The organism is Streptomyces nodosus (assembly GCF_008704995.1).
Taxonomy (GTDB): domain Bacteria; phylum Actinomycetota; class Actinomycetes; order Streptomycetales; family Streptomycetaceae; genus Streptomyces; species Streptomyces nodosus.
In genome coordinates, this window is sequence record NZ_CP023747.1 from 351,178 (window position 1) to 371,685 (window position 20,508).

Genomic DNA, 20,508 nt, shown 5'->3' on the forward strand with positions numbered 1-20,508 from the left:
GATGCCTCAGCCGCATCAATGGACCGGCTGCCGGCTCCTCACGGCATCGAGGACGTGCCCCGCCCTGCGCAGCAGCACGTCACGCTCCGGGTTCTGCACCGTCGGCAGCCAGGTGAGGTGCAGGTGAGCACTCGGCGAGTCCAGCACCGGGACGGCGGTCACCGTCGGACCGAGCCGGCGCCGGGCGGTGTGCCCGGTGATCACCACGAGGTCCGCGAGCGCCACCCGGTCGATGACGGATTCCAAGCTCTCAAGCGGCAGCCGCTCGGTGAAGTTCCCGAGGGCGAGCAGGTCGGCCAGCTTCAGCGCGCTGCGCGCGGCCAGGGGATGGCCTACCGGTAGCAGCGCCACCGGTTCTTCCCATCCGACTTCCATCCTTCCCAGGTCCTCGGGCAACGGGTCCGTCTGGCACAGCAGTGCGACATCGGCGGTACCGTCGCGCAGTGCGGCCTCCTGCATATGTGTGAAGACGACATCCACCGGGATGCTGCCGGGACGGGCACGGTAGGAAGCAAGAACGTCAGCAAAGGCCCCTTGTGCGGTGCCCGGCCGCACGGCCACCACGAGCCGCCCGGACTGTCCGGACCTCCGCGCCTGCCGCGCCGCCCGCTCAACACTCACCAGGATCGCGCGGCAGTCGGCAAGGAAAGTTTCACCGACAGGCGTCAAGGCCACCTGCCGGGTGGTCCGATCCAGCAGGCGTACTCCCAGGCGGCGCTCCAGTCGAGCCACGGTCCGGGACACAGCAGGCTGCGTGGTGCCGAGTCGTTCGGCCGCTGCCCCGAAATGGAGGGACTCCGCCACAGCGACGAAGCACTCCATCTCGCGGGTCTCCAATATGCTCACGCGGCCAGATTCCCACATCAGGCCAGCCTGTGGACACGTGTCATGTGCGGCTTGACCGGGGTGGCAGGCTGAGCGCGTTCAACGACATGGTCCACGAGCTGCGGCCGGGGAGCGACGGCGCCAAGTCCTGGGACGGCCTGCCCGCTGAACAGCGTGGCGGAACTGTGCGCAGTGGAGGGCAGGGCCGCGCCGAGCGTCATGAGCAGAGCTCCGGCGGGCCGTCAGCGATCACGCCCCAGTCCGGTGACGGACCGCTTGTGACGGGCGGGCGACGCAGCGGAGGGCCGCTACGGACGGCGCTGGGTGAACAAGCCGGGTTCGGGCTCGGCGAGCATACCGAGGTTGACCAGGCGTTTGAGCTTGTGCCGGGTGCTCTCGATGTTCTTCGGCGTCAAGGCGAGGTCGAGGCGCTCGCACAGGTCGTCGGCGCGCATCAGCCCGGCGGCGTCGGCGAATGCGTCGAGGATCTGCTGACAGGCCGGGGAGGCCGACGGGGCGGGCGGCGGGCCGGTCGGTTCCGGGGTGGTCGGCGGTGGAGCGAGGAGTACCTTGCGGGTCACTGCCAGATTCTCGATCTCGTCGTCGAGTTCGCCCAGGCGCGCGATGAGCTCGTCGATCTGCGGAGTTGTTCCGCGGTGGTGCTGAGCTCTTGCTCGCGTGCGTCGAATCCGCTTCAGGAGCCGGGTAGTCGGGATGCCCACGCGGTCACCCGCGCCAGGTGGGCGTGGTCCGGTCGCACCCAGACATATGACCAGTACCGGGCATCTCGGGCGCGCGATGCTTGCTGCGGCACGGCTCGACGGTGCCGAACCCCCGCATCCTCCGAACGCCGGAGATCACCCGGCTCGGGACCCCGCCGGCACCCACGCCTTCGGCGAGCTGAGAGGCGGCTGGCCGGGCGGCACGATCTCTCCAGCCGCCCGGCCCGCGCCTGACCGCCACCGACGTGGCGACCGTCCGTGCCGTGTCCCAGCCGCCCATCACCGCTTCGTCGGTGTCACCTCGGCGTCGAACGCGCGCTGATGGCCGCGGATTTCACGGTGATGGCCGGCGGACCAGGCGGCCAGATCCAGAACCGTGGACAGCAGCGAGGTGCCCAGGCCGGTCAGGGAGTACTCGACACGGGGCGGGACCTCCGGGTACGCGGTGCGGTTCACGAGCCCGCTGCGCTGGAGGTGCTTCAGGGTGAGGGTGAGCATGCGCTGGGAGATGCCGGGAATCGCGTCCGCGAGCTCGGAATAGCGCACAGGGCCGTCGGCAAGCGTGCCGATGATCAGCACGCTCCACTTGTCACCGACCAGGTCGAGAATCTCGCGGATGAAGTCCGTCTCCTGGCTGTCCCACTGGGCGCACGGGCCCGGCTTTCGCCGCACATCTCGCAGTACGTCGACACGCGCCGCGCCGATCTTGCTCGAGCTCATGACTGCCGCCTCTTCTCGCCGATCGCGCACATGAGTGTGCCTTTTGCAGCGCCTGCAAAACTAATGCACAGTCGGGTTACGAACAAGAAGTGAGGTTCGGGAGGCACCGCTGCCCCCGGCTTCTCCCGGACCCTGAGATTTCGGAGATCCCGAGATCCCCCGACACAGAGAGCGCGACCATGTCCTACCTTCTCCGTATCGACTCCTCCGCCTCCGGCGACGCCTCGCACTCCCGGCAGGTCGCCGACACCTTCGCCAAGGACTGGAGCGGAGACGTCGTCACCCGCGACCTCGCCCTCAACCCGCTCGGTCACCTGGACGCCGCCGGCATCACCGTCCGTACGACCCCTGCCCACGAGCAGACCCCCGAGCAGCAGGAAGCAGCGGCACTGCAGGATGAACTCGTCGAGGAGTTCCTGGGCGCGAGCGCCTACCTGTTCGCGGTCCCGATGTACAACTACTCGATGCCCTCGGTGTTCAAGGCATGGCTCGACCACATCATGATCGTCGGGAGGACCTTCGGAACGGGCGGCACCGCCCCCGCCTCCGGGCGCCCCGCCGTCCTCGTCTCCGCCCGCGGCGGCGGCTACGGTCCCGGCAGCCCGCAATACGGCAAGGACTTCGTCGTTCCCGCTCTGGAGACCATCCTCGGCGACACGCTGGGCCTCGACGTCCGCACCATCACTCCCGAGCTCACGTATGCGCCGATCATGCAGCCGCTGCGGCACCTGGTCCCGCTCTACGAGACCTCGCTGGCCCGGGCCCACGACCTGGCCCGCCGCCACGCCGCGGACCTGTCCCCCGCGGCCTAGGTGTACTGACCCGTTTGGAGCATGCCGGGCTCGCGGGCCCTGGCACCGCTCCGCTGCTCGGACATGGTCGTGCGCGGCGGGGAGAGTGTGGAGCGAAGGCCTGGTGCGGTCGCGTCAGGGGCCTCGACCGCACCAGGCCGGTCTGGGGCTACTGGGCGAGTGCCGGGTAGAGGGCGGTGACGGGCGCGGAGAGCGCGGAGTGGACCTTTCGAGTCATGTCGTCGACGAGGAGCTCGTGTTCACCGGCTTCGAGCGCGTCGTAGATCGCGGTGGCGACATCCGCAGGCTTGTTCATCCCTGCGGGGTCCTTGCCGGCCTGCATGGGCGTGTCGGTCGGTCCGGGGTACACGCCGAGCACCTGCACACCGTCGGGCGCGAGTTCGAGGCGGAAGGCGTTGGTGGCCATCCAGAGCCCGGCCTTGGAGACGCTGTGTGCCTTGCCGACGGCGAACCAGCTGAGCACGGAGTTCACGTTCACCAGGGCGCCCTTCGCTGAGCGCAGAGCTGGAGCGAGGGCTCGGGTGAGACGGATGGGGGCGGTGAGGTTGATCTCGATCACCTCGGTGACTTGCTCCCACGGGGCGGTCAGCAGATCGCCGTGCGGGAAGATCGCGGCATTGTTGATCAGGACCGTGGTGTCCGAAGCCGTAGCCGCAGCCTGCTCGATCGACACGGCATCGGTGAGGTCGAGGTGGAGCGGGACCACACGCTCGTCGTCCCACTGCTTTTCGGTGCGGGCGGCCGCGTACACGCGGCGAGCACCGCGATCGAGAGCGGCCTGCACGAGGGCGGCGCCAATCCCGCCGTTCGCACCGGTGACGAGGACGGTGGAGTCCTTGAGCAGAGTCATTGTTCTTCTCCTTGGATTCTTGAATCGACCGATCCTGCACGGATCGGGGCTGATGCTCGTGCAGTCAGATCACCGGGCAGGCTGCGTCCGGGCGGCCTGCCGCGGAGCGATCGCCTTCTTGCGGCGGGTGGTGTGGGTAGTGGTGGTGAACACCGAGACCAGGGCGACGACGGCGGTGACGATCCCGAACGAGACAGCCACCGTGCCGATGCCGACGACATCGACGAACGGGCCGGCGACGATCGCGGACAGGCCCATGGAGAGGTAGGCGACGAGATAGATCGTCGCGAACAGCGCCGCCCGCTCATGCGGGGCGACCTCCGGAACGAGACCGCGCGTGATGCCGGAGAACACCGCACCGAGCCCTGCGCCGCCGAACACGGCCGCGATCCAGAGCAGCGGGAGCGCATCGGCACCGACGGCGCCGATGAACATGACCGAGCCGACGACCAGTGCTGCCGAGCCGAGGGAGCGCAGGCTGTGCGGGCGGGCGTTGCCGGTGAGGACCGAGACGACGGTTCCGACACCGAAGGCCACGAACGCAGCCGACGCCCCGACGATCGGGGCCGTCACGGCGAACGCGCCGACCAGCACGATGGGGACCAGGCCCAGGAACAGCGACATCATCATGAACGCGCTGATGATCCCGCAAGCGACGCGGCGAACAGGCCGCGGACCTGCGCCGGCAGCGACACCCGCGGGGTCAGTGAGGCCACCGCGCCGGGCTTGCGGGTCACGGTCTCCGGGACGAAGAGGACGAACACGGTGCCGGCCACCGTCACGAGGACCAGGACCAGCCAGACGACCGCATAAGGATCAGTGGCGTACTGGGCCAGGAGTCCCGCGAAGAGTGCGCCGATCGCGAGACCGGCCAGGGGTGCGAGGCCGCTCATGAGCGCCCCGAGCTTCTTCCGGTTCGCGGGCGCCAGCTCGACGACGGCGGCGCTGAGCGAGCTGGACGCGGCTCCCGTCGCGATGCCCTGAACGATCCGGGCCACGATCAGCCAGCCGACCGACGGGGCGAACAGGAACACCAGCATGCTCACCAGTTCCAGCCCCAGGGCGAAGATCATCAGCGGTCGGCGCCCGATGTGATCTGACAGCGACCCGATCACGAGGATCGACACCAGCAGCGCGATCGCGTACACGCCGAACGCGAGGGTGAGCATCCACGCCGGGAAACCCCATTCGTGTTCGTAGATCGGCAGCAGCGGCGTGGGGGCGCCCGCCGCGACCAGGATGGCGACCATCGCCGCCGACACTCCGGCGAACCCGACGCCGGACGGAACGGACGGCCAACGCCGCCCCCTCGACACAGTTGCTTCGGTCATAGAACCATTAATCACATCGGTGACGATAGCACTGGACGGTTCTGTCATCAAACCAACTGCTACGATGAGGCCATGGCACTCGGTACTGGCTATCGGATGGACGACTGCGCGATCGCCCGCACGCTCGACGTCGTGGGCGAACGATGGACGCTGCTGATCATCAGCTACCTGTTCTTCGGACTTCGCCGCTACAGCGACATCCGCAAACGCCTCGGCATCTCACCCGCCGTGCTCACTCAGCGGTTGAACGGCCTCGTCGAGGAAGGCATCGTGGCCCGCGTCCCCGGCGCCGGAGCCCACGACGAGTACGAGCTCACCCCCAGGGGAGAGACCCTCTGGCCCGTCGTTTCCGGGCTCGCGCAATTCGGCAACAAGAATTACCTCGAGCCGAAGTTCCGGCAGGACTTCACACACCACCAGTGCGGCACGAGCCTCGACGACACCGGATACTGCGAGCGTTGCCAGGTCGTTCCCGCTGCCCGCGACGTCGACCGTCAGCCCCGACCCGTCGACCTCGAACCCGCCTACACCCCCACCCGCGGCACCGAGCCCCACCGACTCCTCGGACCTCTCCCTCGCTGACCTGCGGCGCATTGCCGATGCGGCGACGCCCCGTGGGCGGACGACTGCCCGCCCACGGGGCGTTCCGAGGCCGGCAGCGCAGTCGCTCAGATCGCGCAGACTCCGTCAGGGCCGCACCGGTCGCCCTCGCCGAGCGAGGTCAGCACACGAGCGGGGTAGCTCTCGCTCCACGCACGCTCGATGGCGCCGACCAGTGTGGGCGTGTCGACGCCGCCGCCGACGCCGTACTTCTCGTCGATCACGATGAAGGGGGTGCCGTGTGCGCCCATCCGCTGCGCGCGGGCCTGCTCGGCGTCCACCCGACTCTTGTACCGGCGGGAGGTGAGCACCGCCCGGGCCTCCTCCTGATCGAGCCCGATCTCGCCGGCGAACTCCACGAGCTGGTCCATCGTCCACAGCTGACGGCTCTCGTGAAAGTGCGCGTGGAACATGCCGGTCCAGGCCTCTTCGTGCTTGCCCTGGTCACTCGCGTAGGCAAGGAGCTCATGGGTCAGAGCGGTCGGCCCGAGCGTGCGGTCGATGGCGTGGTAGCCGCCGAAGCCCTCAGCGTCGGCGCGGCGCTCGACCGGGCGTAGCACCTGCTCCATCTGCTCGATGCTCATGCCTGCGTTGAGGCTGAGCCGGGTCTGGGTGATGCCCTTCTCAGGGAGGCCGGGGTGGACCTGGAAGGAGCGGTGGACGATCTCCACCTCGTCCCCATGAGCGAACCGCTGCACCGCGTTGCGGAGCTGAAGTTGGGTCACCCCGCAGATCGGGCAGATGATGTCCGACCACATCTCGATACGCATCTCTTCTCCCTACTTACTATTTGTTCGCAACACCATCCTGCGTCAGAATAGAACGGGTTACAAAAGGCACACGCATGTGCGCGGAGAAAGGAGCCCATGCCCCTGTTCGAGCTCCAGGAGTGGCTCGGACGCCGGCTACTTCGCCCGCAACGTCCGCACCGTCGAAGTCCTCGTCGACCGCGACGCCGTCGCCTCCGGGGCCGCCGCGAACGGCGAGCCCTGGCAAGCACTACGACCTCGGCCACGGCTGGTGCGCCTACACCCTCGTCGAGCAATGCCAGCACCACATGGCCTGCGCACGCTGCGACTTCTACACCCCGAAAACATCCAGCAAGGGCCAACCCCTGGAGGCCGAGGAGAACCTGTAGAAGATGCTCGCCGCCATCCCTCTGACGGACGACGAGCACGCCGCGGTGGACGACGGCCAAGGCGCCCTTGACCAGCTACTGGAGCGACTCACCGACGGCCCTGCTCCGGCCGGGCCGACTCCCCGGCAGATCGGCATCCCCGCTCGGGCCACCTTGCTGCCGGTCATTGAGATCAACCGGAAACCAACAGGTCAGCAGGCCTCATCAGCCCAGCCGATGCCGAACGTAGTCCGGCTGGGCCGCGCCTACCTCGATGCGGTTCTCGTCGAGTCCGTTGACGATCCGCAGACAGCCCCCAGCGAAGGCAAACTCCACCGCCACCGTTCCAGCAGCCAGGTCATGGCCTGCCGGCCGCCACTCAAGGAGCGCGACCTCCCGCAGCTCCTGGCCGACAAACGGTTCGAGGCGCTCATCGCGCTGAGACCACTGAGGGGTCAGCTCGAACCACTCCCACCCGGCGATGTCCGCCGCGGCGTCGATCGTGTCCCAGCCGATCGAGAGCTCGTCGAGCTTCCGGTGGCAGACCTCCACCTGGACGCCGTCGAAGTCCAGCACCACCGGGCAGTCGGCGAACCAGTCCCCGTCCTCGATGAAACGGACCACGGCGAACCTCGTCAGCCGCCTGCCAGCAAGCGTCGCCAGCCGTGATCCGTGCGCCTGTCGAAGCGTCTCGAACCCGACTTCTGTCCGAGGACGACCACCTTCCACTTCTCCGGCGGATGAGGCTTCAACGCCTGGAACGTCAGCTCGCGCACCGGAACGACCTCCGGGCTGCGCTTCGGGCCGATGAAGTCGGCGACTCCCGGCTGCGCCTCGATCACCGATCCGAGCAGCGGCAGCCACGGCTCACCGCCACCGGCGAACAGACCGGCCAGTGCCAGCGGATCCCCGGCCGGGGAACCGGTATCGCCCGCGGCCGCCACGTCGACATCACTCACGAGGGTGTCGCCTTGAGCGCGGGCGTACTCAAGGCATTGAGGATGACACTCTGAAGGCGAACGGCGTGGAGCAGGGGGTCCCCTGCTCCACGCCGTTGTTGTGGCGCTACTTCGCCTCGTCGGCCTTGGCGGCCAGTTCGTCGACCGTCCCGATGTCGTCGAACCCGCCTCGGCCACGGGGGTGACCTCGCCGTCGGAGCCGACGGCCTGGACCTCACCGGTGGTCAGACCCTTGGCAGCCAGCGAGATGACCATCTCGTCGACGCCGGTCAGGCGCTTCTGCCGCTTCTTGACGATCTTCGGTTCGAAGCAGCCGTCCCGGTCGCGGGCATGGCGATCTCCGCCGGTCCCACGTCGGTCAGCGCGGTCTTGGAGCGCTTGCCGTTGCGGGAGTTGCCGCCGTTCTTGCCCGCCGGATCGTGCTTGCCATAGCCGTGGCGGGGTGGTCGGTGATCTCGCCTTCCAGGGCGGACTCCAGCAGCCGTTCGGTCAGCTGCTGGAGCAGCCCGCCCTCGCAGGTGAGCTACAGGCCCTCGGCCTGGGCCCGGCTCACCAACTCGTCGATCAGCCGGTCGTCCACGGCCTTCGCCGACACAGCCGCCGCCGACTCGACAGCCTCGTGCTCGGCCACGTTCCCACTGGTCATCGATGCATCTTCCATGATCGGGAGTTACACCGAACGATGTACAGTCCCCGTTTTCGCGGCCGGTCGGACGGGCGGATCAGCGCAGTCCGGCGAAGAGATCGTTCTCGGGCATGGTCGCACCGGTGGCGTCCTGGACACGTACGAAGGTCTCCATGCCCATCAGCTCGCCGAACCTCTCCTTGCCCATCTTGAGGAAGAAGATGTTCTCACCCTGACTGGCGTGCGCGGCCAACGCGTCGAACTTCTGACCGCTGAACGCGATGGTGTCCACCCATGTGGTGATCTCGTCGTCCGGGAGGCCGATCTCGGCCATCGCGGCGGCCTCGGCAGGATCCGGCTCCGGCATGTCCTCATGAAACTCGCGCATGATTTCGCCGAACCGCTGCATCATCGAGCGGGGCATCGTGGTCCAGTACACCTTCGGTGTCAGCCCGGTCATCTCCAGCGCCGCCATCGTGATGCGGTGGGCCTGGATGTGGTCCGGGTGGCCGTAGAAGCCGTTCTCGTCGTAGGTGACGACCACATCGGGTCGGTAGTGCCGCATGATATCCGCGAGTCGGGCCGCGCCTTCCTGCACGGGGGTCTGCCAGAAGGATCCGGGGGCGTCATTGCTCGGCCAGCCCATCATCCCGGAGTCCGCGTAGTCCAGCATCTCAAGATCGCTGATCTTCAGGACGTCACAGCTCGCGTCAAGTTCTTGACGGCGCATCAAGGCGACCGCCGCCGGATCGTGCCCGGGATCGCCCGGCTTGACACCACCCGGTCCGTCACCGCAACCGCCGTCCGTACACGTCACGAGAACCGTGCGGATGCCCTCCGCCGCGTACCGCGCGAGGACCCCTCCGGTGCCCGTGGCCTCGTCGTCGGGGTGGGCATGTACTGCCATGAGCGTCAAGGGCCGGTCAGTCATGAAACAGTCCTCCTGCAGAGATACGTCCTGGTCCCCGTGCGCGGCGGGCGTACCGCGATCTTGGGGCCCGGACCCTGGTGGGACGGACGCCTTGTGGTCTCCGTGTTCCCCGCCCGTGCGGCGCCGGTCCCTCAGTCGATGCAACCGCGCCGGCCGGACCATCTGTTCCCGGGACGGCCGCTCGACCTTCCAGACGCAGGCGTTCAACAAGAACGAGACACAGACGCTGTCCCGTCTCATCAGATCGTGCAGAGATGGGGCCGCCGACCTGCGGGGTGACAGGTTGAGCCGTGGCTCACGAACGACACCGCCGAGGACTGGCGGCCCGGGGTCCGAGTGGCTGCATCGCCCTGGACTGCCGCGCAGTCAGTACCTCCATGGTGGACGGCGCCCTGCACCTGACCGTCACCGCGCGCACCCTGCTGCGCGATCTGGCCGTCTTCCCCGACCGGCTGGCCACGTCACTGGGCCTGGCCCCACACGACCTGGTGGTGGACCAGTCCCTGCTCACGCTTCTCCCCGGAGAGGCCCGCACCGGCTCGCCACCCGAAACGGGACACCTGTCCCCCTCGCTCATTCCCGCCCGACCTGCTCGACCCGGCCATCCGCTCCGCGGACGACCTCACCGCCTGACAGTGCGGACGTGACGTGGTGCCGCCGCTGCCGGCGGCCTGGTCCTGCACCCGACTGACCTCGTGGACCGGGCCGCAGCGAGGGGCTGCGGCTGCACGGGGAGGGCATCACCCTGGTCACACCGTTCGCTTGACAGGCTCGACGAAGCCGGGCGCGACCGTGTCGGTGAGGCGCGGGTCGGGACTGCCACCGGCCATGGAGGTGGACAGGAGCAAGCCGAGCAAGCTGCTCAAGCTCGTCCGGATGGTCAAGGCCGCCCTCGTTCTCGTCGAAGACGAAGTGCGCGGTCATGCGCGTGCGATGAGTGGCGTCTGTCGGCGGGATCTCACCGAGAGGGCCGAGGCGTGTGCCCTGAAGCCAGAATGATCACGTTCGCGGCATCGTTCGAGGCCATCATGTGATCAGCTCCGCGTCGCTCGGACGTCGGGCGGACAGTGGAAGGTACGTGGTTAACCAGACCGCTGGCACTTGGGCGGAGATCGCGTCCGTCCAGAACTTCAATGTCGGTGATGGTGGTGCGGGAAGGATCCAAGCTCAGCCAGATGACATCCATGCCGTCGCGTTCAAGTTGGATCACCGAGGAACCCGACGAACCGGGCGGCGCGGTCAGCAGGTTGATGCAAGTTGCGGTACAGGTGCACGGGCCGTGGTAGGGCAGGCCAGCGACCGCCCCGGCCAGCGGTTCACCCTCGGCACGCAGCAGTTCGGCGATCTCGGTAGCAAGTGCTGGGAACACATCCGCCAGTCGTGGGTACAGCGCACCTGTCACCACGGCACCCTATGTGGCAGGCCCTGAGAAACACCAGAGGTCAAGGCGTTCGGCGCGGGCTGTGCACCATTCCCGGACCAGGCCGTGAGGGATAGCCTTCGGCGGCCGTTCCCATGAACGCGGCCTTGTCTCCCCTCACTTTGCTCCCTGTTCCACGGAGGGCGAATCGGCATGCTCTGAACGAGGGGGTGAAGTCGAGTGACCGAACGGCTCACGCAGGCCGGTGCCGACGAGTCGGTCCGCCATCCGTGGCGGATCCGTCCTCGCCGGTAAGCGATCGGGTGGCCGATCTGCTGAGCGTATGACTCTGGCGGAGAAGATCGGGCAGCTCGGCTGGCGGAGGCGGCGGCCGGCCTGGGCCAGCTCACGAGGGTCTACGGCACCGCGCCCGTGGCGCCGGCAGCGGGGCTGGAGCGGCTGCGCCTGCTGCGGCGGACCGTCGTTGCGGCGAACCGGTCAGGATCCCGGCACTCGTGCACGAGGAGTGCCTCACCGGACTTCTGTCGTTGACTGCCACGGTCTTCCCCACACCGCTCGCCTTGGGCCCGTCCTTCGATCCGGGCTTGGTGGAGAAAATGGCCGCGGCCATCGGGGACAGTCTGCGCAGGCTCGGCGTCCACCTGGGTCCGGCGCCCGTCCTCGATGTGACGCGCGACTACCGGTGGGGCTGCACGGAGGAGACCATCGGTGACGATCCCCATCTGGTCGCGACCCTGGGCGCCGCCTATGTCCGCGGTCTGGAGGGCGCGGGTGTGGCGGCCACGGTCAAGCACTTCGCCGGGTACTCGGCCTCGGCGGGCGGGCGCAACATGGCTCCTGTGGCGTGCGGCCCCCGCGAGTTCACCGATGTCATCCTGGAGCCGTTCGTGGCCGGGCTGCGTGACGGCGGGGCGCGTGCCGTCATGGCGTCGCAGACCGATGTCGACGGGGTTCCCACCATCGCGGACCAGCATCTGCTGACCGATGTGCTCCGCGGCGAACTCGGCTTCACCGGCCTTGTCCTGGCCGACTATTTGGCGGTCTGGAACCTCAAGAACAAGCACGGGGTGGTGGATTCACGCGGGGAGGCGGCCGCGGTGGCTGCGGCGCGTGACGCCGACGTCTGCGTCCTGACGCTCGGTGACCGGGCCGGGCTGTTCGGCCTGGGCACCTCCGGTGAGGGGTGCGATGCCCAGACCCTGGCGCTGCCGGGCCGGCAGGCCGAACTCGCGCAGGCGGTCCTGGACACCGGTACGCCCACGGTCGTCGTGCTGATCTCAGGGCGCCCTTACGCACTGGGGGATGTGGCCGGGCGTGCTGCGGCCGTCGTGCAGACGTTCTTTCCCGGTGAGGAGGGGGCGACCGCGATCGCGGGGGTGTGTCCGGCCGGGTCGAGCCGTCGGGACGGCTGCCGGTGAGCATGCCTGGCCACGCGGGTGCCGCGCTGGGGAGCTACCTGCATCCGCCGATGGCCGGCGCCACCGAGGTGAGTGCCACTGATCCCACGCCGCTGTACGCGTTCGGGCACGGGCTCACGTGGACGACTTTCGGGTACGAGGATCTGGCGCTGGATGCCGATGTCATCCCTACCGATGGGACCGTACGGATCAGTGCCACCGTGTGTAACGAGGGGCAGCGGGCGGGCACCGAGGTGGTGCAGCTGTAACTTTCCGATCCGGTGGCCTCGGTGGTGCGGCCGGTTCGCTGGCTCGCCGGCTGGGCGCGGGTGCGGCTCGAACCGGGGTGTGCCGCCAGGGTGGAGTTCACCGTCCACGCCGACCGGGTGTCCTTCACCGGGCAGGACCTGCGGCGCAAGGTGGAACCCGGTCTGATCCACGTCGAGGTGGGGCGGTCGAGTGTGGACCTCCCCCTGCGTGGGTCGTTCGTCCTCGACGGCCCAGATCGGGTCGTGGGCTTGGACCGGGTTCTCACCGTGCCGGTGCGCGTCACCGCGTTATGAGCTGTCGGTGACCGTCTCGCGCGAGCTGCGCGGGACCCGTCCGATCAGCTGGTCGGCCAGGAGGACGGCCAACGCCGCGGCGGCCAGCAGGCCGCCGGCGAGCGTGACGCTGCGGACGCCGAAATCGGACAGGACCAGGCCGCCGAGCACGGCTCCGGCGGCCGTCCCCGCGTTGAACACCGCGTTACCGCCGGCGGAGGCGATATAGAGGTTGCCGGGGGCGACGGCCAGGAGTTCGCTGGTCAGCGTAGTGATCATGGTGAACAGTGCGACGCCTGAAACCGCCATCAGCACGGCCGCAAGGAGCGGCACCGTCCCCACCAGATACATGCCGATCAGTGACACGGACAGCAGAGCCACCGGCACCGTCGTGGCCAGCCTCGGGTGATGGTCCGCGAGGTGGCCGGCGACGGCCACCGAGGCGATGCCGACCGCACCGCGCAACAGCAGCAGGGGGCTGACCGCCTGCATGGAGAACCCGCTGACGTCCGTGAGGAAGGGCACCGTGTAGGTGAACGCCATCGACAGGCCTGTCATGGCCAGCACGATCGTCACGAGCAGCACGGTGTAACGGGGTGTGTCCGGGGCGGTGGTGTGGGAGGCAGGCGTCTGCGTGACGGCGGTGGAGGGCAGGAAGACGACGACGGTGACCAGTGCGATCAGGCCGATCCCGCTCAGCGCCACGAACGCCGCGCGCCACCCTGCCTGCTGGCCGATCCAGCTTCCGGCGGGGACGCCGAGGATCGTCGCCATCGAGCCGGCCCCGTACACCATGGCGACGATCCGGCCTCGTACCGACGGCGGGAACAGGCCTGTGGCGGTGACCGTGACCACTGCCCAGAAGACGGCGTGCACCAGTGCCGTCACAGCCCGGGAAGCCAGCAGCAGGGCGAAGTTCGGGGCGGCGGCCGAGCTCAGGCCAGCCAGCACGAACAGTGTCATCAGGCCCAGCAGGAGTGGGCGGCGTGGTATTCGGCGGGTGGCGTAGGTCAGTGGGACGGTGAGCAGTGTCACGGTCAGGGCGTACCCGGTGACGAGTTGGCCTGTGGCCGACAGTGATACTCCGAGGCCGGAGGAGATCTGTGGGAGCAGGCCGGCCGGTAGGTTCTCCGTGGTCACGATGCAGAATGTGGCGGCCATGAGCGCGCCCAGTGCCGCGATCGCGGCCGGTGTGGCCTCGGTGCCGGGGCCGGCCAGCCATCGGCGCACCCCTCAGCTCCTGTGGCCGAGCGTGGTCGTCCGGCCGCGGGTGAGTTTGGTGTCGTCGGTGTGGACGAGGGGCACGGTCTCGGTGATGCCTCGGCCCTCGGCCAGCCGCAGGCTGACATCGAGGATGTGCAAGGAGAAGTCGGCCGACAGGAAGGGCTGTCCGCCGGTCAGGATTGTCTGCGCCATGTCGGCGATGCCTGCTCCGACGGTGAGGTCGTGGGTGTCGTCCCGCGCCTCCAGCCCAGTACCACCGGCGCGCAGACCACCGCGGATGTCCGCAACCCTGCGGGCCGAAACCCCCGCGAAGGAGGCCAGAGCCCGGTCGGACCATTCCGGATGCACGCCGAGGATCCGCTCCACGGCCGCGGTCCGGTCCGCACGCGTCAGCGGAAGGCCGTGCCTCATGTTCACAGCGACCGACAAAAGGAATGCGTCCTCCTCGTCACCGTCGAAGAACTGCACCAAAATCACCGTGTCCCCGCGCATCTCCGCAGCCCGCACACGGTGCATCCCGTCAATGACCCTCATCGTCGAACGGTGCACGACAATAGGCGGGAGTTCCGATTCCAGCCCGGCCAGAAGCCGGACATGCGACACGTCCTCCCCCGCCGTACGCACAACAACCCCACCCGCCAACAAGGCCGGCGACAAACGCTCGACAGGGCAATCCACCAACTCCGCCCCGCCCAACAAGGCCAGGCGCTCCGAACCGCCACCCGCGTGCACCCCCGCAGGCCCGCCGCCGTTCAAATGCGCCCCCCCACCCCAGGATTAGGTGATCGTCACACAGAACCAATACGTTCCATCGGACACACACCGCCCACACGCGAGGCGTTCACCACTCGAACGAACGAAAGTTTCGACATCCTGCAAGAAATATTCTGCTGAAACTAAAACAGCGAAAGCCAACCAGTCAAGACCACCCACAACCACCCCCGAGGCCAGGACACCGGCACCCACCACCCGACAGGGAGGAACCGCCTCCGCTTGAGCCCCGGCCGACGGAGACAGCCGCGGCCGAGGCAGGTACTCCGACGTACCGACTTCACCGGACGTTCGGGCTACGGGCCGTTCATCGAGGGGGCATCCCCCGGAAAGAAAGAGCGCCCGCCCGCCGTCCGCGGCTCCCTCCGCTTCCCGGCCCGCGCCGTGGTCACCTACAGCTTCTCTGATGCGCACGCGCATACGCCCTGCCAGGCCGGCCGAGTGGCTGCGCACCCCCAACAAGCGTCCCGTGGAGCGGGCAACGCCGCTCAACCGCGGGACGCGGTACACCGGGGCGAGGGCCGGCCACCGCAGGTGCCGCCACAACCCCACTGGCGGTGGCCTCTCCGGCGGGGGCAACCGGCGCGTACGACCGTTCGTCGCACGAGGGATACCGCTCACCGCAGACGGTCGACCGGATGGTGTTCAACCAGGCACCGGATTCATACCGTCCGGGATCATGAGTGCTCCTGTTGCTCCCCCGGGATGGAGCCGCTGGCTGATTCCGCCCGCCGCTCTGTCGGTCCACCTGTCCATCGGCCAGGCCTACGCCTGGAGCGTGTTCAAACCGCCCCTGGAGTCCGCGCTCCACCTCGACGGCACCGAAAGCGCGCTGCCGTTCCAACTGGCCATCGTGATGCTCGGTCTGTCCGCCGCGTTCGGCGGCACGCTCGTGGAGCGCAACGGACCGCGCTGGGCGATGACCGTCGCCCTGGTCTGTTTCTCCTCCGGATTCCTGATCGCCGCACTGGGTGCGCAGACCGAGCACTACTGGCTGATCGTCCTGGGCTACGGGTTCGTCGGCGGCATCGGACTGGGCATCGGCTACATATCGCCCGTCTCCACCTTGATCAAGTGGTTCCCAGACCGACCCGGCATGGCCACCGGCATCGCCATCATGGGCTTCGGCGGCGGCGCGCTGATCGCCTCACCCTGGTCGGCGCAGATGCTGGATTCGTTCGGCGCCGACCACTCGGGGATCGCCCTCGCCTTCCTCGTGCACGGGTTGTCGTACGCCGTTTTCATGTCCCTGGGTGTCCTGCTGGTGCGGGTGCCGCGCGCCAAGGAACCGGTCGGGAGCGGGCAGAGCGCCTTCGCCGGCGTTCAGGTATCCGCCCGCAGCGCTGTGCGCACCCCCCAGTTCTGGTGCCTGTGGCTCGTGCTCTGCATGAACGTGACCGCCGGCATCGGCATCCTGGAGAAGGCCGCCCCGATGATCGCGGACTTCTTCGCGGACACCTCCACCCCGGTGTCGGCGTTCGCGGCCGCCGGCTTCGTCGCTCTGCTGTCGGCGGCCAACATGGCGGGCCGCATCGGCTGGTCCTCGACCTCGGACCTGATCGGGCGCAAGAACATCTACCGCGTCTATCTGGGCGTCGGGGCGCTGATGTATCTGCTGATCGCGTCGTTCGGCGACTCGTCCAAGCCCCTGTTCGTCCTGTGCGCGCTCGTGATCCTCTCCTTCTACGGAGGCGGATTCGCGACGATCCCCGCCTACCTCAAGGACCTGTTCGGGACCAATGAGGTCGGCGCGATCCACGGCCGGCTGCTCACCGCCTGGTCGACCGCGGGTGTCCTCGGCCCGCTGATCGTGAACTGGATCGCCGACCGCCAGGAGGAGGCCGGCAAGCACGGATCGGCCCTCTACGGTCTCTCGTTCATGATCATGATCGGGCTGCTCGTCATCGGGTTCATCGCCAACGAGTTCGTACGGCCCGTCCACCCGCGTCACCACATTCCCGCACCGAAGGAGGCCGCCGATGGCCGACACCAGCAGCACGCCTGACCGGCGGGCACTGATCGCCCTCTCCTGGCTGTGGGTTGGAGCGCCCCTGTGCTACGGCCTCTACGAACTCGTCCTGAAGGCCAAACAGCTCTTCACCGGGTGAGGCCACGGACGCCGTTGTGCCGATGAGTCCTGATCAGACTGCCGGACCGGGCCGCAGCCGGAGACCGGACGGCCCGGCGGCCGGACGCCACGGTTCGCGGGCCGCGCCGTCCGTGTCACCAGCCCCCTGGTCCGCCCCACACACCGGCTTGTCCGGCCGGTACTGCGGCGACCGGTTCGGCGGTGGGGCGGCCGACCTGTCGGCTCCGCCTTCACCCTCATCGAGCCGAACCACCCCGACCCGCTCGGCGCCACCACCGTGCTGCTGGAAGAGGACAGTTGCAGCATGCGCGCCTCAACGAAGCGAACGAAGCGTCGACTGGTAGGCGGGGCCGGGTGGCGGCCTGGAGGTAGCAGGAGAGGACAGTTCGAGGCGGGTGGCGTCGCGGGTGATGAGCCGTTCGTGCCGGGCGCCTTCCTCGCGGCCGTCGTAGGCCACCAAAGCGGAGGCAGGCAGTATGACCCGAACGGTCCACCCGATCAGGCGGCCCGGCACCGAGCAGCGGTTCATCCGGACACAGTTCTGGCTGTAGCGATAGACCCGTGGGGTGAAGAGCCGCCCGGTCTCGAACGGTTCCTCCGGCAGGGGCACCAACCATGGCTGCTCGGCCGCAAAACACACGCCGATCGTGCGGGGACGGGACCTGATGCGACGGGCGTCGTCCTCCTGGTCCCACCTTTCGATCATCGCGTTGCTCGTGGCAAGCATGTCCACTTCGGGGACGGGGACGAGGTGGTTGCGGTGGAACCAGCCGGTCTGTCCCTCGACTCCGCCCTTCTCATCGGCGCCGCCAATGCCCGGCTGGCAGTCGAAGGCGTCCAGACCGTAGTGCGAACGAAAGGCAGTCCAGCGTTCGGCTTCCACCCGGCGACGGGAAAGGCCCAGTACCTGGGCGACGGCGGCCCTGAGATCGTCGTAGTGGGCTCTCCCGGTCGACACTCCGCCCAGCACGTTGAGAGCGTGGACGTGGCCCTCGAAGAACGCCTGCTGGCCCGCCGAGGCGAAGATGCTTCTCTGCACCAACGGCAAGAGTATGGGAGGCCAGTTGCTATGCGAAGGGCGTAGCTGCCGGGGGCAGAGCCTCAAGGACGACAGCCGTTCCAGCAACGGTTCGGTCTTCGTGCATCGTGATCACTTGGCCGGGCCGAAGATGCCGCCACTGCGAGGGATCGAGAGGGGCAAGTCGCGCCCAGGACCGCTCGCCGGGCCCCAGGAAAGGCGTGAACTCCACCCAGAGCGCCGCTATGTTGAGGGTCGGTTCGCCGGTTGGGGTTCGGTTACCGATGTTCCACATCAGTCGCAGGACGCCGGCTCCGGAGAATGGCGTCTGCCGACGACTCTCGCTGGCCGGTCGGAGGGTGAGGTCGGCTCGGATGATGCCGTTGCGGGTCTCGTAACAGCGGCAATGACACCAGGCCGCGCTCCTCTCGAGCCGCATCTGCTCCGCGGCGTTGGCCAGGGCCTCCCAAAAACTGAGCGGAAGCGCATGGACGTCGCCGAGCTCCTCCAGCAGCCCGAGGGCCACTTCCCACTCGTCCTGGGTGAGGTACTCCCAGACATCCGTGACCGTGATGTCGTTCTCGGTGGCGATCTCTTCGGGGACCAGCAGAAAGGCAGCTTCCAGCAGCTTCGGGACATCCATGCCCTGATTCTGGACCACGGCATCCTGGGGGCGGCTGGAGGCGCCTGGTGACGACGATCGAGCAGGTCGCGAAAGTTCGCAACGCTGGCGCTGTTCAGCTCGACCTGAGCCGTGCTGGCCATCGGTCACGACGTCGCGGACCACGTCTTCGGCCTTCTCGGCACTATCGACGGGGCCTGAGCGGTTCCTGGTCAGAGTGCGATCGGGAGCTCCTCGATCCAGCAGTCGACTGACTTCGCGGCGATCACGCTCTGGGCGTCCTCGGCGTCGGCCCTGGTCAGGAAAACGCCCGCCCCGGTGACGTCAGGCCCATCCGTGCGGATCACCCGTGTCATGACGACGTAGACCCAGCGGTGACGCTCCCGGCGGATCGTGGCATTCCCTTCGGCCGACAGTGCGTCGATGAGTTCCTGGGCCGAGGCGATGTTGAGGCCGGCGTCAACCCCGGAGAGAGGCTGGCTGGGCCATATCGGTCTGTCGGGGTGGAAGTCGTTGAAGAAGCTTTGGCGCGTTCGACTGAGGATTCCTTCCTTCCAGCCGACGGCCATGGCGACCACGTAGTCGGCCTCGTCCTGGCTCTGCAGAACGAAGACACGATCGCCCCGGCCGAAGGACACGCTGGCGTACTCGGCCTTGACCTGCTCACTCTCGGCAGCGGTCGCGCACCTGATCGACAAACCGCGGTAGTCGTCACGGATCTTCACCACCGCGGCGGGCTTGAACAGCAGGTCGATCGTTGTCTCGGGTTCGCCGGGTGTGCCGGGCTGGCCGATGCTCCGCATCAGGAGTTGGCCGTGGCTCGCCGCGTAGGCCAAGAGGTGAAACCTGCGCTCGCTGCGGAAGAGCTCCTTGCCGGGGATGAGCTGGTGATCGTTGTTGAGCCAGGTGCTGTCCATCATGCGCTCACGATCTCTGTCTCGCCCACGCTGGTCAATGTGATTGCTCAGCTGAGGAAGCCGGGTCCGTTCTCACCGTGCTCGGCCTGCCCCCGAAGGCGGTCGTCCTGCTTCTTCTTCTCGTTGATGTGCCGCAGGCTCTCCTTCAGGGCCGCGACCCCTCCCAGCTTCAGTGCCATGCACATCGCAGCCGCCCCGTCCGCTGGCCGGGCGCCGCAGTCAGGCGTGACTACGTGTCTCCGGCCCTGGTCAGGAGGTGAATGCCACCACGGCCTCATCCGTGTACACCAGGAAAGTCAAAGTCTGACGGAAGTACATCTCGATCTGGTTCGCATCGTAGGCGGTGTAGCCGATCGCGAGGTCCTCACCGAGGCGCAGTTCGAAGTCGCCGCCCCGGGTGGACAGAAGGAAGGCGCCGTCGATCGCGGGTGCCCAGACGGGCGGCCCGTCCAGCAAGCGACCGAGATGCTCGGCGATGGGATAGCCGTGGTCGGACGTCTCGCTCACCGCGGTGTACGCATCGGCGCCCAGCACCAGCGAGTAGGGGCCGGCGACCCCGGCCAGGCGCAGCGTCGTCAGAGCCCGGCTGACGGCATCCGGGTAATTGCGGGGCTCGGTCGGGAGGCTGACCACGGGATTGGAGGTGCGCCGCCGTAGCCCGTCGATGCCCGCTGCCGCGTATCCTTCGAAGACGGCCCGGTCCTCGGCGAAGGCCATGGCGCGCACCGCGTCCTTGACGGGCTGCCAGTCGGAGTCCTGAGCACCGCGCTCGACGTTGTCCACCGCGTCGCGGGTGACCTTGAAGGGGACGCGGAGTTCGACCAGAGGTTGCACCTGACGCAGTCGCGCGAAGACGCCCTGTGCGGGAGCATCGATGGCGGTGAGATGACCGGTGCCGGCTGCCGCCAGCGTGGGTCCATCGGGTCCGGTCACGTCCACGACCCGGCGGCCCCCGACGTTGCGCTGGAAGGTGCGACGGGCCTCGTCCTCGATCTGTGCCCACGCCTGGGGTGTGATGGGGGCGAGTTCGCGGTGGAGGTTGTTCATACCGGTGG

At 68.2% G+C, this 20,508-nt stretch carries 23 protein-coding genes and 2 pseudogenes; 6 read left to right on the top strand and 19 right to left on the bottom strand.

Annotated features, from left to right (window positions below; all coding sequences use genetic code 11):
• Nucleotides 1–15: 15 nt before the first annotated feature.
• From CP978_RS01815 to CP978_RS01825, 3 genes are all read right to left on the bottom strand, one after another.
• On the bottom strand, nt 16–864 hold the full coding sequence (locus CP978_RS01815) for a LysR family transcriptional regulator (RefSeq protein ID WP_079161955.1): 849 nt from the start codon (nt 862–864) through the stop codon (nt 16–18).
• Between the two features lie 269 nt (nt 865–1,133).
• Nucleotides 1,134–1,547, bottom strand: a complete 414-nt coding sequence (locus tag CP978_RS01820; protein WP_063839033.1) for a hypothetical protein — start codon at nt 1,545–1,547, stop codon at nt 1,134–1,136.
• Nucleotides 1,548–1,826: 279 nt separating this feature from the next.
• Nucleotides 1,827–2,267: a winged helix-turn-helix transcriptional regulator gene (locus CP978_RS01825; protein WP_079161956.1), complete on the bottom strand. Its 441-nt coding sequence runs from the start codon at nt 2,265–2,267 to the stop codon at nt 1,827–1,829.
• A gap of 179 nt (nt 2,268–2,446) precedes the next feature.
• On the opposite strand from CP978_RS01825, the gene CP978_RS01830 reads away from it, so the two are divergent.
• Nucleotides 2,447–3,079: an FMN-dependent NADH-azoreductase gene (locus CP978_RS01830; protein ID WP_043436991.1), complete on the top strand. Its 633-nt coding sequence runs from the start codon at nt 2,447–2,449 to the stop codon at nt 3,077–3,079.
• Between the two features lie 148 nt (nt 3,080–3,227).
• Here the strand turns inward: CP978_RS01830 and CP978_RS01835 are convergent, their stop codons facing one another.
• The 3 genes from CP978_RS01835 to CP978_RS01845 form a co-directional block, all read right to left on the bottom strand.
• Nucleotides 3,228–3,929 (bottom strand): SDR family oxidoreductase, encoded by a 702-nt coding sequence (locus CP978_RS01835; RefSeq protein ID WP_043436993.1) that lies wholly within the window; start codon nt 3,927–3,929, stop codon nt 3,228–3,230.
• A 69-nt stretch (nt 3,930–3,998) separates the two neighbouring features.
• A complete protein-coding gene (locus CP978_RS01840) occupies nt 3,999–4,559 on the bottom strand; it encodes a hypothetical protein (protein WP_144401417.1) in 561 nt (186 codons plus the stop codon).
• Nucleotides 4,556–5,260, bottom strand: a complete 705-nt coding sequence (locus CP978_RS01845; protein ID WP_158508310.1) for an MFS transporter — start codon at nt 5,258–5,260, stop codon at nt 4,556–4,558. Before CP978_RS01845 ends, CP978_RS01840 begins: the two co-directional genes overlap by 4 nt.
• A 72-nt stretch (nt 5,261–5,332) precedes the next feature.
• Here CP978_RS01845 and CP978_RS01850 point away from each other — a divergent pair, with 72 nt between their 5' ends.
• The gene (locus CP978_RS01850) at nt 5,333–5,842 is read left to right on the top strand and encodes a winged helix-turn-helix transcriptional regulator (protein ID WP_043436994.1); all 510 of its coding nucleotides are present in this window, start codon (nt 5,333–5,335) and stop codon (nt 5,840–5,842) included.
• Between the two features lie 86 nt (nt 5,843–5,928).
• Here CP978_RS01850 and CP978_RS01855 read toward each other — a convergent pair whose 3' ends face one another.
• The 5 genes and pseudogenes from CP978_RS01855 to CP978_RS01880 all read right to left on the bottom strand — a co-directional run bounded on the left by CP978_RS01855 (nt 5,929) and on the right by CP978_RS01880 (nt 9,492).
• Nucleotides 5,929–6,630, bottom strand: a complete 702-nt coding sequence (locus CP978_RS01855; protein ID WP_043436995.1) for a DsbA family oxidoreductase — start codon at nt 6,628–6,630, stop codon at nt 5,929–5,931.
• A gap of 572 nt (nt 6,631–7,202) precedes the next feature.
• The gene (locus tag CP978_RS01865) at nt 7,203–7,601 is read right to left on the bottom strand and encodes a hypothetical protein (protein ID WP_227745289.1); all 399 of its coding nucleotides are present in this window, start codon (nt 7,599–7,601) and stop codon (nt 7,203–7,205) included.
• Nucleotides 7,602–7,612: 11 nt separating this feature from the next.
• Nucleotides 7,613–7,936 (bottom strand): hypothetical protein, encoded by a 324-nt coding sequence (locus CP978_RS01870; protein ID WP_227745672.1) that lies wholly within the window; start codon nt 7,934–7,936, stop codon nt 7,613–7,615.
• Nucleotides 7,937–8,140: 204 nt separating this feature from the next.
• Nucleotides 8,141–8,582, bottom strand: a pseudogene (locus tag CP978_RS01875) (transposase); the annotation flags it as partial.
• Nucleotides 8,583–8,658: 76 nt separating this feature from the next.
• Nucleotides 8,659–9,492 carry a PIG-L family deacetylase gene (locus tag CP978_RS01880; protein ID WP_043436999.1) on the bottom strand — a complete coding sequence of 278 codons (834 nt, stop codon included), beginning with the start codon at nt 9,490–9,492 and terminating at the stop codon, nt 8,659–8,661.
• A gap of 377 nt (nt 9,493–9,869) precedes the next feature.
• Here CP978_RS01880 and CP978_RS01885 point away from each other — a divergent pair, with 377 nt between their 5' ends.
• Nucleotides 9,870–10,139, top strand: coding sequence for a hypothetical protein (locus tag CP978_RS01885; RefSeq protein WP_043437001.1), 270 nt, complete (start codon nt 9,870–9,872; stop codon nt 10,137–10,139).
• Between the two features lie 311 nt (nt 10,140–10,450).
• On the opposite strand, the gene CP978_RS01895 is transcribed toward CP978_RS01885, so the two are convergent.
• A complete protein-coding gene (locus CP978_RS01895) occupies nt 10,451–10,894 on the bottom strand; it encodes a hypothetical protein (protein ID WP_144401418.1) in 444 nt (147 codons plus the stop codon).
• A gap of 473 nt (nt 10,895–11,367) precedes the next feature.
• Between CP978_RS01895 and CP978_RS36325 the strand changes: the two are divergent.
• Nucleotides 11,368–12,833 (top strand): annotated as a pseudogene (locus tag CP978_RS36325) (glycoside hydrolase family 3 N-terminal domain-containing protein).
• Here the strand turns inward: CP978_RS36325 and CP978_RS01905 are convergent.
• Both CP978_RS01905 and CP978_RS01910 read right to left on the bottom strand, forming a co-directional pair.
• The gene (locus CP978_RS01905; protein ID WP_052453930.1) at nt 12,828–14,042 is read right to left on the bottom strand and encodes an MFS transporter; all 1,215 of its coding nucleotides are present in this window, start codon (nt 14,040–14,042) and stop codon (nt 12,828–12,830) included. The pseudogene CP978_RS36325 and the gene CP978_RS01905 sit on opposite strands and share 6 nt — an antisense overlap.
• Nucleotides 14,043–14,045: 3 nt before the next feature.
• A complete protein-coding gene (locus CP978_RS01910; RefSeq protein WP_221500836.1) occupies nt 14,046–14,792 on the bottom strand; it encodes a ParB/RepB/Spo0J family partition protein in 747 nt (248 codons plus the stop codon).
• 694 nt (nt 14,793–15,486) lie between these two features.
• Between CP978_RS01910 and CP978_RS01915 the strand changes: the two genes are divergently transcribed.
• Both CP978_RS01915 and CP978_RS36020 read left to right on the top strand, forming a co-directional pair.
• Nucleotides 15,487–16,812: an OFA family MFS transporter gene (locus CP978_RS01915; RefSeq protein ID WP_043437005.1), complete on the top strand. Its 1,326-nt coding sequence runs from the start codon at nt 15,487–15,489 to the stop codon at nt 16,810–16,812.
• Nucleotides 16,787–16,915, top strand: a complete 129-nt coding sequence (locus CP978_RS36020) for an MFS transporter small subunit (RefSeq protein WP_260421109.1) — start codon at nt 16,787–16,789, stop codon at nt 16,913–16,915. The genes CP978_RS01915 and CP978_RS36020 overlap by 26 nt, the downstream gene beginning before the upstream one ends.
• A 294-nt stretch (nt 16,916–17,209) precedes the next feature.
• On the opposite strand, the gene CP978_RS01920 is transcribed toward CP978_RS36020, so the two are convergent.
• The 5 genes from CP978_RS01920 to CP978_RS01935 all read right to left on the bottom strand — a co-directional run bounded on the left by CP978_RS01920 (nt 17,210) and on the right by CP978_RS01935 (nt 20,500).
• Nucleotides 17,210–17,935: a Mu transposase domain-containing protein gene (locus CP978_RS01920; RefSeq protein WP_376697987.1), complete on the bottom strand. Its 726-nt coding sequence runs from the start codon at nt 17,933–17,935 to the stop codon at nt 17,210–17,212.
• 28 nt (nt 17,936–17,963) lie between these two features.
• Complete coding sequence (locus tag CP978_RS01925; RefSeq protein WP_043447909.1) at nt 17,964–18,557, bottom strand: hypothetical protein; 594 nt, start codon at nt 18,555–18,557, stop codon at nt 17,964–17,966.
• 191 nt (nt 18,558–18,748) lie between these two features.
• Complete coding sequence (locus CP978_RS01930; RefSeq protein ID WP_144401419.1) at nt 18,749–19,456, bottom strand: hypothetical protein; 708 nt, start codon at nt 19,454–19,456, stop codon at nt 18,749–18,751.
• A 44-nt stretch (nt 19,457–19,500) separates the two neighbouring features.
• Nucleotides 19,501–19,632 carry a hypothetical protein gene (locus CP978_RS36025; RefSeq protein WP_260421110.1) on the bottom strand — a complete coding sequence of 44 codons (132 nt, stop codon included), beginning with the start codon at nt 19,630–19,632 and terminating at the stop codon, nt 19,501–19,503.
• A gap of 70 nt (nt 19,633–19,702) precedes the next feature.
• A complete protein-coding gene (locus CP978_RS01935; protein WP_043447910.1) occupies nt 19,703–20,500 on the bottom strand; it encodes a family 1 encapsulin nanocompartment shell protein in 798 nt (265 codons plus the stop codon).
• Between the last annotated feature and the right edge of the window lie 8 nt (nt 20,501–20,508).